This window comes from Frigoribacterium endophyticum (assembly GCF_011759585.1).
GTDB lineage: Bacteria > Actinomycetota > Actinomycetes > Actinomycetales > Microbacteriaceae > Frigoribacterium > Frigoribacterium endophyticum.
The window spans coordinates 1,456,618-1,471,676 of record NZ_JAAOYV010000001.1; the positions used below are offsets into that span (position 1 = coordinate 1,456,618).

A 15,059-nucleotide genomic window follows, 5' to 3' on the forward strand; every position below is an offset into this window, starting at 1 on the left:
TGCTGCTCCCCGCGGGGGGACGAGCCGTTCGCGACCACTCGGCGAGCACGATCCCGACCGACCCCGCGTGGCCCGGGGTGCCGGGCTAGCCCAGCGCGCTGAGGCGCAGGCGCAGCGCGTGCGCGCCGGGCCGCAGCACGTGGGGCGCCGACACGTCGGGCCCGCAGGCCCGGGAGCCGAGCCCGTGCTGCGCGGCGTCGAGCCACAGGTGCGTGGCCGTCGGCGCCGGCAGCTCGTGCGGGTGCGCGGCCGCGTCGACCTGCTGCGCGGTGTGGCGGCGCAGCGTGAAGCCGGGGCGACGACCCGCCGTGTCGGGCAGGGCCTCGACGCGCAGCCACGCGCCTCCCTCGGCGGTGGCGAGGTCGAGCTGTCGGAGGTCGCTGCGGTGGCCGCTCTCCTGCGGGCGGGCGTAGTCGACGACGAGGTCGTCGACCGCCGACTCGAAGCGGCCGACGACGGCGGCGTGCCGCGAGTCGGGGTACGACTCGGCCGGTCCGGTGCCGAACCACGACGCCCGCTCGACGTCGACGGGCAGGTCGAGCCGCACGCCGACTCGGGGCCAGGTGACGTCCCAGCCCGCGGTCGGCACGAGGTCGAGGGCGAGCCAGACGTCGTCGCCGTCGAGCGTCCAGCGCTCGTCGACGGTGACGGCCTGACCGGCGTCGGCCGCCGCCCAGCGCGTGCGGACCTGCACCGAGGTCGGCGTCGTCGAGACGGCGAGCACACGGCCCGTGAGGCGGTCGAGGCCGGCGCGGCGCCAGACCGTCTCGGCGCTCGGCTCGAGGCTCTCGAGGTAGCGGTCGCTGCGGTGCCGGTCGCGCATGACGTCAGCGTCGCGATCACGAGGTGCCCACCAGTGGCCGCGGTCGTTGTCGGTGGGGGCGCGCCACAGCTCGAGGCGGGGCCCGTCGACCGGCCGGCCGGCCAGGGCCACCAGACGGCCGTCGACGAAGCTCGCGGGGCCGAGGTCGAGCCGACCGGAGGCGATGCCCGCCGCGGTGTCGAGGGCCGTCGCCACCGTGGGCCGCGGCGCGGCCGACGCGACCGGGGCGGAGCCCGGCAGCGTGAGGTCGAGCTGCGCGGTCGAGACGACGTGGCCGGCCGGGGACCAGGCCGCGTCGGCGACGGTGACGACCTCGATCGTCAGCCAGGTCTCGCCGAGGGCCGCGACCGGCACCTCCGGCAGGGCGAGGCGCACGACCTCGCCCGCGGCGAGGGCCCCGCCGCCGAGGCCGACGACGTCGAGCACGCCCGAGGCCGCCTCCACGCCGTCGTGGGCGACCGACCAGCGGAAGGCCACGTCGGAGGCGTCGGCCGAGTGCCGCCGGTTCGACACGACCACGACGGCCCCGCCGCCCTCGACGGCCTCGAACCGCACCCGCAGGGGCGCGACGACCTGGGCCCACTCGGCGAGGCCGGGCGACGCCGTGTCGTCGCTGAGCACCATGCCGTCCATCACGAAGTTGCCGTCGTGCACCACCTCGCCGAAGTCGCCGCCGTAGCCGAAGAACTCGGTGCCGTCGGCCGCCCGCGTGCGGATGCCGTGGTCTCGCCACTCCCAGACGAAGCCGCCGTGCAGGCGGGGGAACTCGTCGACGAGGTCCTCGTACTCGTCGCTCGCGCCGGGGCCGTTGCCCATCGCGTGGACGTACTCGCAGAGGAGGAACGGCTTCGAGCGCTGGCGGGCCGCCTCCGCCGCCGTGGTGCCGAGCAGGGGCACGCTCTCGTCGCCGGCGCCGATCGCGCGCGTCTCGTCGACGAACGAGTACATGCGCGAGTAGACGTCGGTGTAGGCGCCCGTGTAGTCGCCCTCGTAGTGCACCGGGCGGCCGGCGTCGCGGGCGTGGGTCCACGCGGCCATCGCGGCGAGGTTCTGCCCCGTGCCCGCCTCGTTGCCGAGCGACCACATCACGATCGACGGGTGGTTCTTGTCGCGCTCGACCGTGCGCACCATCCGGTCGACCAGGGCGTCGTGCCAGGCCGGGTCGTCACTGGGGTTGCCGACCCAGGCGCCGCGCTCGAAGCCGTGCGTCTCGAGGTCGTTCTCGAGCACGACCCAGAAGCCGTACTCGTCGGCCAGGTCGAGGAGGCGCGGGTGCGGCGGGTAGTGCGAGGTGCGGATCGCGTTCACGTTGTGCCGCTTCATCTGCTCGAGGTCGCGGCGCGACCACTCCTCGTCGAACACGCGGCCGCGGTCGGGGTGCGTCTCGTGCCGGTTCACGCCGTGGAACACGACGCGGCGGCCGTTGACGGTGAAGAGGTCGCCGTCGACGCGGACGGTGCGGAAGCCGAGGCGGAGCGAGATTGTCTCCGCTCCCCCGGCGCTCGTCACGGTCGCGTCGTACAGGCGGGGCGTCTCGGCGCTCCACGGCGCGACGCCCTCCGCGATCTCGACCGGGGCGACGTCGGCGGGCGACGACCAGGTCACCTCGACGCCCAGCTCGGGCACCGCGAGCACCACCGGCCAGGCCGCGGGGCCGGCCGTGACCTCGGCGACGATCGACGCGCCTCCCTCGGGCTCGCCGGCGGCGCCGTGCCACGGCGTCTGCAGCCAGACGTCGTCGAGGCCGCCGACCGGCCGTGCCTGCAGCGTGACGCTGCGGAAGATGCCGGGCAGCCACCACTGGTCCTGGTCCTCGACGTAGCTCGACGCCGACCACTGGTGCACGCGCACCGCGACGACGTTCTCGCCGGGGCGGACGACGTCGGTGACGTCGAACTCCTGCGCGAGGCGGCTGCCGACGCCCATGCCGACCTCGACGCCGTTGACCCAGGCCACGTAGCGCGACTCGACGCCCTCGAAGCGCAGCAGCACGCGCTCGGCGCCGGCGAAGCTCGCGGGCAGCGTGAAGCGGCGGCGGTGGTCGCCCGTGGGGTTCGCGTCGGGCACGGCGGGCGGCTCGGTCGGGAAGGGGAACTGCACGTTGGTGTAGATCGGCAGGCCGCGCTCGCCGTCGCCGGTCAGCACCCAGTGCGACGGCACCCCGACGGTCTCCCAGCCGGAGTCGTCGTGGTCGACCGCGGCGAAGTCCGTCGGGCCCTCGCGCTCGGGCAGGACGCCCCGGCCGCCGGACGTGCCGGGCGCGCCGCTCAGCAGGCGGAAGGCCCACTCGCCGTCGAGCGAGAGGGTCGGGGCGTCGGTGTGCAACGCGGAGCGGGCGGGGCTGCGGAGGCCCGTGCCGGGGCCCGTGTCGGTGAGGTACGAGGCGGTGTTCGTCACGGGACGAGTCCTTCCGGGGCCGCCGCGGGAGGGCGTCGACCGTGCTGAGGGGGGGCGGGCGGGGCGGCCGTCGACGACGACCGGGGCGCAGGCGCGGGCCCCCGGCGACGTGGGCGGGACGCGACGACGCTAACACAGCGTCGAGTGGTCGCTCGAAATTCGCGGGACACGTCGCCGGGCGTCGTAGGCTGCCCCCCATGACCGCCTCGCCCGCCGACCCCGCCGCCGCGCCGGGCAGCGCCGACGCCCCGCGGGCTCGCCGGGGCCCGTACGCCAAGTCGGCGGAGCGCCGGGCCGCGATCGTCGCGGCCGCGTTCGAGGTCTTCGCGGCGCACGGCTACGCGGGGGGCTCGCTGCAGAAGGTCGCCGACGTCGTCGGCATGAGCCAGACGAGCCTGCTGCACTACTTCCCCACCAAGAGCCACCTGCTGCTCGCCGTCCTCGCGCGCCGCGACGAGGTCTCGGCGGGGCCGATGCCGGCGACGCCCGCCGAGGGCTCGATGGTCGAGGCCGTCGTGCGGCAGGCCCGCGCGAACGAGGCCGTGCCCGGGGTCGTCGAGCTCTACGCGGTGCTCTCGGGCGAGGCCGTCACGGCGGGCAACCCGGGCCGCGACTACGTCTCCGCCCGCCTCGCCGGGCTCCGTCGCGAGTTCGGCGACGCCTTCCGCGGGCTCGAGGCGGCCGGGCTCCTGCGGCCCGGCGTCGACCCCGACCGGGCCGCGACCGCCCTCGTCGCCCTCTGGGACGGCCTGCAGCTGCAGTGGCTGCTCGCGCCCGACGAGGTCGACGTGCCGGGGCAGCTGCGCGACCACCTCGAGCTCGTCGTCGTGCCGGAGGCGCCCGCCGCCTCCTGAGGCCGGCGTCGGCCGGGCAGGGGCCGGCAGGGCCGGGGCCGGCAGGGTCGGTGGTGCGTGGCACCATGGCCCGATGACCGACACCGCCGCCCCCGCCGTGACCGACGTCGACGCCGAGGCCCTCGAGCTGCTGCGACGCCTGACCGGGCGTGACGACGCCGTCTTCCACGACGGCCAGCTCGAGGCGATCCGCGCCCTCGTCGCCGACCGCCGACGCGCGCTCGTCGTGCAGCGCACCGGCTGGGGCAAGTCCGCGGTCTACTTCATCGCCACCCTCCTGCTGCGGCGTCGCGGCACGGGGCCCGCCCTGCTCGTCTCGCCGCTGCTCGCGCTGATGCGCGACCAGGTGGCCGCGGCCGCCCGGGCCGGCGTCCGCGCGGTCGCCCTCAACTCGGCCAACGCCCACGAGTGGGCCGACGTGCAGCAGGCGCTGCTCGCCGACGAGGTCGACGTGCTGCTCGTGTCGCCCGAGCGCCTCAACAACCCGAGGTTCCGCGACGAGCAGCTGCCGCTGCTGGTCGACCGGCTCGGCATGCTCGTCGTCGACGAGGCGCACTGCATCAGCGACTGGGGGCACGACTTCCGCCCCGACTACCGGCGCCTGGCCGAGCTCATCCGCACGCTGCCGGCCGGCGTGCCCGTCCTCGCCACGACGGCCACCGCGAACGAGCGCGTCGTGGCCGACGTCGAGGAGCAGCTGACCGAGGGGCCGGAGACCTCGGTGCTGACGATCCGCGGCTCGCTGGCCCGCGCCTCCCTGCGGCTGGGGGTGCTCGACCTGCCCACCTCGCGCGACCGGCTCGGCTGGCTGCTCGCCCACCTGGGCGACCTCGCGGGCAGCGGCATCATCTACACGCTGACCATCTCGGCGGCCGACGACACCGCCCGGCTGCTGCGCGAGGCCGGCCACGACGTCCGCTCGTACACCGGCCGCACCGACCCGGAGGAGCGCGAGCAGCTCGAGCAGCGCCTCAAGACCAACGACCTCAAGGCGCTCGTCGCGACGAGCGCGCTCGGCATGGGCTTCGACAAGCCCGACCTCGGCTTCGTGGTGCACCTCGGCGCGCCGTCGTCGCCGGTCGCCTACTACCAGCAGATCGGCCGCGCCGGGCGCGCGACCGACAACGCCGACGTGCTGCTGCTGCCCGGGCGGGAGGACCGCGAGATCTGGCAGTACTTCGCGACGGCGTCGATGCCCTCCGAGGCGCGCGCGAGCGCCGTGCTCGCCGAGCTGGGCGAGACGCCGCTCTCGACGCCGGCGCTGGAGGCGCGGGTCGACATCAAGCGCACCCCGCTCGAGCTGCTGCTCAAGGTGCTCGACGTCGACGGCGCCGTGCACCGCGTGCAGGGCGGCTGGGTCTCGACCGGGCGGCCGTGGGTCTACGACCGCGAGCGGTACGACCGCATCGCCACCGCCCGGCTCGCCGAGCAGGAGTCGATGATCCGCTACGAGGCGGGCGCCACCTGCCGCATGCAGATGCTGCAGCTCGACCTCGACGACCCCGCCGCGGTGCCGTGCGGCCGGTGCGACGTCTGTGCGGGCCCCTGGTACCCGATCGACGTGACGAGCGACGCGGCCGCGTCGGCCGCCAGCTCGCTCGACCGCGTGGGCGTCGAGGTCGAGCCGCGGGCGCAGTGGCCCACCGGCGCCGACCGGGCGGGCGTGCCCGCCAAGGGCAAGATCGCGCCCGACGAGCGCGTCGAGCAGGGGCGGGCCCTCGCGCGCCTCACCGACCTGGGCTGGGGCACGACACTCCGCGAGGTGTTCGCGCCCTCGACGCCCGACCAGCCCGTCACGCGGGCGCTCGTCGACGGCTGCGTGCGGGTGCTGGCCGACTGGGGCTGGGCCGAGCGGCCCGTCGGCATCGTCGTGATGCCGTCGCAGGGCCACCCGCAGCTCGTGGCCTCGCTGGGCGAGGCCCTCGGCCACGTCGGGCGCCTGCCCGTGCTCGGCCAGCTCACGCCGACCCGCCAGCGCTCGTCCGACGCCCCGCGCGGCGGCGGCAACAGCGTCTACCGCCTCGCCGACGTGTGGGGGTCGGTGGAGGTCGGCCCCGAGCTGGCCGCGGCCCTCGCGGCGACGCCCGGGCCCGTGCTGCTCGTCGACGACCTCGTGGACAGCCGGTGGACGATCACGGTCGCGGGCCGTGAGCTGCGTCGGGCGGGGGCCTCCGCGGTGCTGCCGTTCGCGCTCGGGATCGTCGCGTAGCGCGCGGGCCGGGCGGCGGGCCCGACGAGCGCCGGGCCCGACGAGCCCGACGAGCGCCGCGCTGGCCCGGCTCGGTGAGCGGTGGTCTCAGCGCACCGTGACCTGGTGCTCGTCCCAGCCCTCGGCGCCGTTCGGGGCGGGGGCCATCCGGGCCTCCCGCTGCACCTCGCCGTCGGCGCCGGTCGCCCGGACCCTCACGGTGTGCCGCCCGCTCGTCGCCTCCCAGCGGTGCACCCACTGCACCCAGGTGTCCGCCGAGACGGAGTCCGCGAGCTGGGCGTCGACCCACGGCTCCTCGTCGATCTGCACCTCGACGCGCGCGACGCCCGTGTGCGGGTGCCACGCCACGCCCGCGATCGGCACGGTGCCCGCGTCGACCGACGTGCCCGACGCCGGCACGTCGACCCGCGACTCCAGCTTGACCGGGCCGAGGGCGTCCCAGCCGCGGGGCGTCCAGTACCCCTCGGCGTCGGCGAAGCGGGTGACCTCGAGGTCGACGACCCACTTCGTCGCCGAGACGTAGCCGAAGAGGCCCGGCACGACCATGCGCACGGGGAAGCCGTGCTCCTGCGGCAGGGGCTGCCCGTTCATGCCCACGGCGAGCAGGGCGTCGGTGCCCTCGTCGGTGAGCACGTCGAGGGGGGTGCCCGCGGTGAAGCCGTCCTCGCTGGTCGAGAGCACCATGTCGGCGCCCGCCGTCGGCACGGCCCGGGCGAGCAGGGTGCGGATCGGGTGGCCGAGCCAGAGGGCGGTGCCGATCAGGTCGCCGCCGACCTCGTTCGACACGCAGCTGAGGGTGGCGAGGTGCTCCTCGAGGGGCAGGGCGAGCAGCTCGTCGAACGAGACGACGATCTCGTTCTCGACGAGGCCGTGGATGCGCAGGCTCCACTCGGCGGGGTCGATCGAGGGCACGCGGAGAGCCGTGTCGATGCGGTAGAAGTCCTCGTTCGAGGTCACGTAGGGCGTGATGCCGGGCACGTCGAGGGAGGCGCCGGCCGGCACGGGCTCGGCGGTGACGGCCGCCTCCGGGAGGGCGATGCCGTCGCGCAGGGCCGCGACGTCGGCGCGGCCCGCGTTGATCACCCGGGCGCCGGCGCCCACGACGACCGCGACGGCGCTCGTGAGCCCGATCGCGGTGAGGAAGCTGCGGCGCTCGACCGGGGCTCCGCCGAGCGGCGGCGTGGGCTCGGTCGCGGCGGCCCAGCCGGGGGTGGTCGAGAGGCGCCAGCGCCACAGCCGTCGGAGCAGGCCGGGCAGCACCACGACCGCCACCACCGTGCCGATCACGGCCGGGGCCGCGTCGAGGCTGCCGCTGCCGGCCCGGGTGAGCACCGCGGCGACCGCGAGGGCCCCGCCGACCCCGAAGAGGACGCGGCCGAGCGGCGGGCGGCGCTGCTCGGCGACGCCGGCCAGGCCCGTGACGACGACGAGCACCACGGCCATCAGCACGCCGAGGGCGACCTTGTCGCCGGTGCCGAACAGGCCAACCATCGTGTCCTTGGCGGCGGCCGGCGCGAGGTCGATCACGGCGGAGCCGACGGCGAGCAGCGGGCTGCCCCCGGGCCCGGTGACGACGGCGGCCGCCTCGGCGGCGCCGGCCCAGGCCACGAACGAGACGACGCCGGCGAGGGCGGCCCAGCCCGAGGAGGCGCGGGGCGGCATCCCCGCGGAGGCGGGCTCGACGGGGGTCTCCAGGCGCACGGACATGCCCCGAGGCTAGGCCCGGGGACGGTGAGCCAGCTGACGGCGGCGCGAGCCGTCACCGGTCGCGACGCCCTGGGGCTCAGTCCTCGTCGACGAGGCTCTCGGTCAGCTCGACGATGAAGGCCGCCGACGACTCCGACCCGGCAGCCGGCTCGACGTCGTCGGGCGCGTCGACGACGAGCAGCGGGATGCCCGGGCCGAGCAGCAGCTGCGCCATGTGGGCCACGCCGTCGAGGCGGCAGGCGACCGGCACGCGGAAGGTGCGGTCGTCGTCGCTGAACTCCATCGCCGCGGCCAGCAGCACCTCGGCCAGCTCGTCGGTCACGATCAGCTCCTGGCCCGCGTAGTACAGAGTCTTCATGCGCCCACCCTAGGGGCGGTGACGCTTGCGCTTGAGTGCACTCCAGCTCGTACGGTCGCCCCATGAGGACCACGACCGCCCATGCCCTGCTCGCCCCCGGCGCCCCGCTCCAGCAGATCACGCTCGACCGCCGCGACCTCCGCCCCGACGACCTCGCCGTGCGGGTCGACTTCTGCGGCGTCTGCCACAGCGACCTGCACGCCCTCGAGCAGGCCGGGCCCGGCCAGCTGCCGCTCGTGCCGGGCCACGAGTTCGTCGGCGAGGTCGTCGCCGTCGGCCCGGCGGTCACCGGCTTCGCCGTCGGCGACCCGGTCGCCGTCGGCAACATCGTCGACTCCTGCGGCACGTGCGAGAACTGCCTCGCCGACGAGCAGTCGCTCTGCGTGGAGTTCCCGACCCTCACCTACGGCGGGCGTGACCGCCACGACGGCAGCCGCACCCAGGGCGCCTGGTCGGGCGAGTACGTCGTCCGCGAGTCGTTCGCCTACCACCTGCCGACGGGCCTCGACCCGGCCGCCGTCGCCCCGCTGATGTGCGCGGGCGTGACGACCTGGGCCCCGCTCGCCCGGGCGGGCGTGGGGCCCGGCGACCGGGTCGGCGTCGTCGGGCTGGGCGGCCTCGGCCACCTCGCGGTGAAGTTCGCCGTCGCCCGGGGCGCGGAGGTCTCCGTCTTCACGACGTCGCCGCGCAAGCGGGCCGACGCCCTCGCGCTCGGCGCCGTCGAGGTCGTCGTCTCGACCGACCCCGCGGCCATGGCGGCCGCCGCCCGGCGCTTCGACCTCGTCGTCGACACCGCCTCGGGCGACCACGACCCGTCGCCGTACCTCGAGACGCTGCGTCGCGGCGGCACCCTCTGCATGCTCGGCATCCCGCCGCGGTACAGCGTCTCGGCGATGAGCCTCCTGCCCCACCGGTCGCTGACCGCCTCGGGCAGCGCCGGTCGGGCCGACACCCAGGCGATGCTCGACTTCGCGGCCGAGCACGGCGTCGTCGCCGACGTCGAGGTGCTGCCGGCCGCCCGGCTCGCCGAGGCCCTCGACCGCCTCGCCCACAACGACGTCCGCTACCGGTTCGTCCTCGACCTGCGACCGGGGGCCGACCCGCAGGCGGCCTCGGCGGCCTCGCCCGCCCGCTCCTCCGCCTCCGCCGCCGACGCCGGGGGCACACGGGCCCCGGGCGACCGGGAGGGCGGACGTACCCTGTGACGATGACGCTCGCGACGCCTCCCCCGCTCCGTCCCGTCGACGGCGACGCGGGTCGCGCGCACGACGCGGCCGACCTCGACGACGTCCTCGAGGAGGCGCGGGTCGCCCCGGTCGGCATCGGTCGCGTCGCCGAGGCGACCGGCCTCAGCGTCGACGCCCTGCGCTGGTACGAACGGGAGGGGCTGCTCCCCCTCGTCGGCCGGGGCGCGGACGGCCGACGCCGGTACGGCCCGGCCGCCGTGCGCTTCGTGCGGCTCGTGCAGGCGCTCCGGCGGACGGGCATGCCCGTCGCGGACGTGCGCGCCTTCGTGCAGGCGGGCCGGGGCGAGCTCGTGACGCACCCCGTGCGGCTGGCCCTGCTCGAGGCCCAGGTGACCGCGATCGAGCAGCAGATGACGCAGCTCCGGGCCGACCTCGGCGTGCTCACCGCGAAGTGCGACGACTACCGCGGCCTCATCGCGCGCGGGCTCGACTGCGAGGACGAGGTCGGGGACTGAGCGCGAGCGCATGCGCGGGCACGAGCGTGAGCGGAGTCGGGACCGCTGCGGCCCCGGCAGCGCGCGGCCTCGACGCCGTGCCGTAGCCTCGGCCCATGGCTGACGAACGTGCACCGCAGATCGTGACCGGCGACCCCGACGTGACCCGCGCCTCCCTCGAGCTGAAGCTCCCGGCCGCGCTGCTGCCGGGGCTCGTGCGCCGGGCCGTGCAGTCGACGCCCGGCTTCAGCGTCACCTCGGCCGACGAGGAGGGCGCCGAGCTGCTGCGCCGCAGCGCGACGGCGAGCGACCGCGACGTCGTGCGCCTGGTGTTCACGCCGACCGACCAGGGCATCCGCGTGACCGGCGAGGTGCACTCCCCCGCCGGCACGATCGGCGCGAGCGTCAAGAAGCGCGACGCCGACACGACGGCGCTCTTCCAGGCGATCGCCTCGGCGGCCGGGCCCTTCTAGGCCGGGCCACGCCTCCCCGGAGGCGCCGGCGCACGGGTCCGGGGCCGGCAGGGCCTGCTCCGCGGCACGGGCCGACCCCTGACGCGTCCGCAGGAAGACTCGTCAGCCCTCGGCGGGTGCGCGTCCTCCCCGGCCGGTCAGCGCCGGCCCGCCCGGGAAGACGAGGATCCGCCGCTACGAAGCAGCCTCGTCGTCGTCGTACCGGTCGATGCTGATCGTCGGGATCGACGCCGTGATGACCGAGCCGTCGGCGCGCATCAGGCCGCGCAGGTCGCTCGTCGTCGGCACCTTCGTCGTGATGCGGGGCCCCTGGTCGTCGAGAGCCACGCGCACGGGGAGCTCGCCGACCTCCACCCGCTCGCCGCGGACGCCGACGCTCACGCCGGTGCCCTCCTCGACCGTGAAGACGATCTCGTGCTGCGCGAGGTCGACGCGCACCCGCGAGCCGTGGATGGTGAGCTTGAAGCTCAGCTCCTCCCAGTCGGCGGGCAGGCGCGGGTCGAAGGTGATGTCGCCGAGGTAGTCGCGCATGCCGCCGTAGCCGCTGACCAGCGCGCTCCAGATGCCGCCGGTCGAGGCGACGTGCACGCCGTCGGCCGTGTTGCGGTGCAGGTCGGCGAGGTCGACGTACAGCGACGACAGGAAGTACTGCTGCGACAGCTGGTGGTGGCCCACCTCGGCCGCGATGATCGACTGCACGACGCCCGAGAGGGTCGAGTCGCCGGTCGTCAGCGCGTCGTAGTACTCGAAGTCGCGGAGCTTCTGCTCGGCGGTGAACTCGTCGCCCTGGAGGAAGAGCGCGAGCACGACGTCGGCCTGCTTGAGCACCTGGAAGCGGTAGATCACGAGCGGGTGGTAGTGCAGCAGCAGCGGGCGCTTGCTGGCCGGCGTCGACTCGAGGTCCCACAGCTCCTTGTCGAGGAACTGCGCGTCCTGAGGGTGGATGCCGCGGTGCTCGTCGTAGGGGATCTCCATCGCCTCGGCGGCGACCTGCCAGCCGGTGACCTCGTGGTCCTCCAGGTCGAGGCGGGTGACCATCCTCGAGTAGGCAGCGGGCGACTCCTCGGCCAGGCGGGTGACGTAGCGGACGGCGGCCCGGAGGTTCGCGCGCGCCATGACGTTCGTGTAGAGGTTGTCGTCGACGACCGTCGTGTACTCGTCGGGGCCGGTGACCCCGTCGATGTGGAACCGCTGGTCGCCGTTCGAGCGCCAGAAGCCCAGGTCGGCCCAAAGGCGTGCCGTCTCGACGAGAATGTCGACGGCGCCGCGCTCGATGAAGTCGAGGTCACCGCTCGCCTGCACGTACTGGCTGAGGGCGTGGCTGATGTCGGCGTCGATGTGGTACTGCGCGGTGCCGGCGGCGTAGTACGCCGACGACTCGAGGCCGTTGATGGTGCGCCACGGGAAGAGCGCGCCGCGCTGGTTCAATTCGACCGCCCGGTCACGGGCCGCGTCGAGCATGCCGAGGCGGAAGCGCAGGGCGTTCCGGGCGACGTTCGGTGCCGTGTAGGTGAGGAAGGGCAGGACGTAGATCTCGGTGTCCCAGAAGTAGTGCCCGCCGTAGCCCGATCCGGTGACGCCCTTGGCGGCGACGCCCTGGCCGTCGGTGCGCGCCGTGGCCTGCGCGAGCTGGAAGAGGTTCCAGCGCACGGCCTGCTGCACCTCGGGCTGGCCGCCGACGACCACGTCGGTGCGGGCCCAGTAGTCGTCGAGCCACGCGCGCTGCTTGTCGAACATCGCCGACGGGGGCTCCTCGGCGACGCGGTCGAGGGTGCGGTCGCAGCGGTCGGCGAGCTCGCGCGGGGGCACGCCGCGGCTGGTGTGGTAAGTGATCGTCTTGACGATGCGCGTCGAGACGCCCGCCTTGGCCCGCACCCGGTAGACGTGCTTGGCGAGGTCGTCGTCGATCGACGACGACTCGTCCCACTCGTTCTCGGTGTCCATGACGTGGTCGGCGCCGACCGCGATGGTCATGCCCGAGTTCGTCGTGCGGTAGCCGAGCACCGCGCGCGTGCCGCCGTTGCGCTTCAGCACCGGCTGGAGCACGCGCGAGTCGAAGGCCTCGGCACGGCGCGGGTCGAAGGCGCCGGCCGCGGCGCGCATGCCCGCGTGGTACTCGTCGCCCATGTCCTGCCGGTTGAGGATCTGGCTCGAGATGAGCAGCGACGCGTCGGCGTCGAGCACCGTCACCTCGTACTCGATGATCGCGAGGTGGCGGTCCTCGAAGCTGACCAGGCGACGGCTGGTGACGAGCACGCGCTTGCCTGAGGGGGTGCGCCACTCGACGTCGCGGGTGAGCACGCCGTCGCGGAAGTCGAGGCGACGCGTGTGGTCGAGGATGTCGGCCTCGAAGAGCACGAACGGCTCGTCGTCGACGTAGAGGCGGATCACCTTGGCGTCGGGCACGTTGACGATGGTCTGGCCGACGCGGGCGAAGCCGAAGGCCTCCTCCGCGTGGCGGATCGGCCACGTCTCGTGGAAGCCGTTGACGTAGGTGCCGAACGAGTGGCCGCCGCGCCCCTCGTCGGGGTTGCCGCGGAGGCCCAGGTAGCCGTTGCCCACGGCGAAGATCGTCTCGGTGACGCCCTCGTCGCCCTGCACGTACTCGTCCTCGACGAGCGCCCACTCGTCGACCGGGAAGCGGTGCCGGTCGAGCGGGTCGGTGGTGATGGTGTTCACGAGGGGTCCTCTGCGTCGCTGCTGGTCGTGTCGCTGCTGGTCGTGTCGCCGGTGCTGCCGGAGCCGGCGGAGTCGCGGGTCGCGCCGAGCGCGTCGACCACGTCGCCGAGGTCGTCGACGACCACGTCGGCGCCCGAGGCGAGCAGGGCGGCGTGGCCGGCCCCGCGGTCGACGCCCAGGACGAGGCCGAACGACCCGCGCCTCCCGGCCTCGACGCCGGAGGTGGCGTCCTCGACGACGACGCAGTCCTCCGCGGTGAGGCCGAGGCGGCGGGCGCCCTCGAGGTAGGTGTCGGGGGCGGGCTTGCCGGCGATGCCCTCGGCCGCGGCGACGGCGCCGTCGACGACGACCTCGAAGCGGTCGCGGAGGCCGGCGGCCTCGAGCACGGGCACGGCGTTGCGCGAGCTCGAGACGACGGCGACGTGCACGCCGAGCGCGATGGCCCGGTCGAGGAAGGCGACGCTGCCCGGGTAGGGCTCGACGCCGTTCTCGGCGAGCTCGGCGGCGAAGACCGCGTTCTTGCGGTTGCCGAGGCCGCGCACGGTCTCGGTGTCGGGGCTGTCGTCGTCGTGGCCCTCGGGCAGGGTGACGCCGCGGGCGGCGAGCATGGCGCGGACGCCGTCGAAGCGCGGTCGCCCGTCGACGTGCTCGAAGTAGTCGGCGTCGGTGTACGGGCCGAGGTCGTGGGCGGCGAACCACTCGGAGAAGAGGCGCGACCAGGCCCGCATGTGCACCTCGGCGGTCGGCGTGAGGACGCCGTCGAGGTCGAACAGGAGGGCGCGGAGCTCGCCCAGGCGCGAGGAGTCGCGGGGCAGGAGGGAGGACATGGCGCGGTTCCTTCGGTGGATCGATGTCGGTCGGGGCAGATGCGCGGGAACGACGTCGGTCCGTGGCAGCTCTCGGTGCTCCGGCAGGGATCAGGCCGGGGTCGACGAGCACGGGGTCGGACTCGTCGCGACAAGTGTGGCACTCCGCGAGGGGCGCGCGCGCCCACCCGGCCGAGGGTCGTCCGCCCTCGGGACGACGACAGGGCACGACCGCGCCGGCGGTCGTGCCCTGTCTGGCGCTGGCGTCGCCCTGCGACTGAGCTTCACGGGCAGGGGTGCAGTGCGACACCGGCCGGTGGGAGCGCTGAACGCTTCCAGCCCGTGGAACGGTACGCCCTCACCCGCGGTGTCACCCAGGTCGCGGTCAGCGGGGTACGCGGCGCGCCCCGCACCGCCCCGAGCTGTCCCCCGTCGCGCTCTCGGGGTCTCACTCGGGGTGCGTCCTCAGCGGAGGGCGCGGACCACCTTCGCGACGCCCCGCACCGCGACCACCCCGGTGACGACCCACGGCCCGGCGACGATCAGCGGGTCGAGCCAGCGGTGGCGGCGGTCGACGCGGGTGCGGTCCCGCGACGTGGCCCGCGCCTCCTTCCGGGCCTCGGCCGTGACGCCGGTCTCGCGCAGCAGGTCGTCGGGGCGGCCGCTGACCAGCGACCGCAGGTGGGCGCCGGTCGAGTCGACCCGGTCGCCGACGACGAGGAGGAGCCAGTGCGCGAGCCGGCCCTCGCTGTAGCGGTCGTACGCCACGCGGCGGATCGCGCCCGAGAGCCCGTGCAGAGGCTGCGCCGTGCCGAAGACCGGCGTGACGAAGGCGTGCTCGATCGAGCGCTCCCGCCCCTCGCCGCCCGGCTGCCGCTCGGGGAACTCCCAGTGGGCTCCGGAGGCGCCGGGCGCGTACTGCAGCTTCGGGTGCGACGGGCGGTCGGCCGGGTCGAGGTCGGCGCCCCAGCCGGGCACGCGGGCCCGGAGCTGCTCCTGCGTCGGGACGGCACGGGGCTTCGAGGGGAGGTAGGCGAGGGGGACGTCGTCGTGGTCGCTCATGGGGGCCTCC

11 protein-coding genes are annotated in these 15,059 nt (G+C 75.2%); 5 read left to right on the forward strand and 6 right to left on the reverse strand.

Annotated elements, in window-relative coordinates; translation table 11 throughout:
* Positions 1-85 precede the first annotated feature (85 nt).
* Positions 86-3,220: a glycoside hydrolase family 2 TIM barrel-domain containing protein gene (locus FHR77_RS06780; RefSeq protein WP_167259302.1), complete on the reverse strand. Its 3,135-nt coding sequence runs from the start codon at positions 3,218-3,220 to the stop codon at positions 86-88.
* Positions 3,221-3,417: 197 nt separating this feature from the next.
* Between FHR77_RS06780 and FHR77_RS06785 the strand changes: the two genes are divergently transcribed.
* Positions 3,418-4,074 carry a TetR/AcrR family transcriptional regulator gene (locus FHR77_RS06785; protein WP_167259303.1) on the forward strand — a complete coding sequence of 219 codons (657 nt, stop codon included), beginning with the start codon at positions 3,418-3,420 and terminating at the stop codon, positions 4,072-4,074.
* Between the two features lie 73 nt (positions 4,075-4,147).
* Entirely contained in the window at positions 4,148-6,283 is a 2,136-nt protein-coding gene (locus FHR77_RS06790; RefSeq protein WP_167259304.1) for a RecQ family ATP-dependent DNA helicase, read from the forward strand.
* A gap of 87 nt (positions 6,284-6,370) precedes the next feature.
* Here FHR77_RS06790 and FHR77_RS06795 read toward each other — a convergent pair whose 3' ends face one another.
* Together FHR77_RS06795 and FHR77_RS06800 are read right to left on the reverse strand one after the other, a co-directional pair.
* A complete protein-coding gene (locus FHR77_RS06795; RefSeq protein WP_167259305.1) occupies positions 6,371-7,990 on the reverse strand; it encodes a molybdopterin-dependent oxidoreductase in 1,620 nt (539 codons plus the stop codon).
* A 76-nt stretch (positions 7,991-8,066) separates the two neighbouring features.
* A complete protein-coding gene (locus FHR77_RS06800; RefSeq protein ID WP_056055219.1) occupies positions 8,067-8,348 on the reverse strand; it encodes a hypothetical protein in 282 nt (93 codons plus the stop codon).
* A 62-nt stretch (positions 8,349-8,410) separates the two neighbouring features.
* On the opposite strand from FHR77_RS06800, the gene FHR77_RS06805 reads away from it, so the two are divergent.
* The 3 genes from FHR77_RS06805 to FHR77_RS06815 all read left to right on the forward strand — a co-directional run bounded on the left by FHR77_RS06805 (position 8,411) and on the right by FHR77_RS06815 (position 10,502).
* The gene (locus tag FHR77_RS06805; RefSeq protein WP_167259306.1) at positions 8,411-9,553 is read left to right on the forward strand and encodes an NAD(P)-dependent alcohol dehydrogenase; all 1,143 of its coding nucleotides are present in this window, start codon (positions 8,411-8,413) and stop codon (positions 9,551-9,553) included.
* A 2-nt stretch (positions 9,554-9,555) separates the two neighbouring features.
* Positions 9,556-10,050 (forward strand): MerR family transcriptional regulator, encoded by a 495-nt coding sequence (locus FHR77_RS06810; RefSeq protein ID WP_167259307.1) that lies wholly within the window; start codon positions 9,556-9,558, stop codon positions 10,048-10,050.
* A 95-nt stretch (positions 10,051-10,145) separates the two neighbouring features.
* On the forward strand, positions 10,146-10,502 hold the full coding sequence (locus FHR77_RS06815; RefSeq protein ID WP_056055223.1) for a hypothetical protein: 357 nt from the start codon (positions 10,146-10,148) through the stop codon (positions 10,500-10,502).
* Positions 10,503-10,676: 174 nt separating this feature from the next.
* Here FHR77_RS06815 and FHR77_RS06820 read toward each other — a convergent pair whose 3' ends face one another.
* The 3 genes from FHR77_RS06820 to FHR77_RS06830 form a co-directional block, all read right to left on the reverse strand.
* Positions 10,677-13,181: a glycoside hydrolase family 65 protein gene (locus FHR77_RS06820; protein ID WP_167259308.1), complete on the reverse strand. Its 2,505-nt coding sequence runs from the start codon at positions 13,179-13,181 to the stop codon at positions 10,677-10,679.
* Positions 13,178-14,008 (reverse strand): HAD family hydrolase, encoded by an 831-nt coding sequence (locus FHR77_RS06825; RefSeq protein ID WP_167259309.1) that lies wholly within the window; start codon positions 14,006-14,008, stop codon positions 13,178-13,180. Before FHR77_RS06825 ends, FHR77_RS06820 begins: the two co-directional genes overlap by 4 nt.
* Before the next feature lie 444 nt (positions 14,009-14,452).
* The gene (locus tag FHR77_RS06830) at positions 14,453-15,049 is read right to left on the reverse strand and encodes a hypothetical protein (RefSeq protein WP_208380418.1); all 597 of its coding nucleotides are present in this window, start codon (positions 15,047-15,049) and stop codon (positions 14,453-14,455) included.
* Between the last annotated feature and the right edge of the window lie 10 nt (positions 15,050-15,059).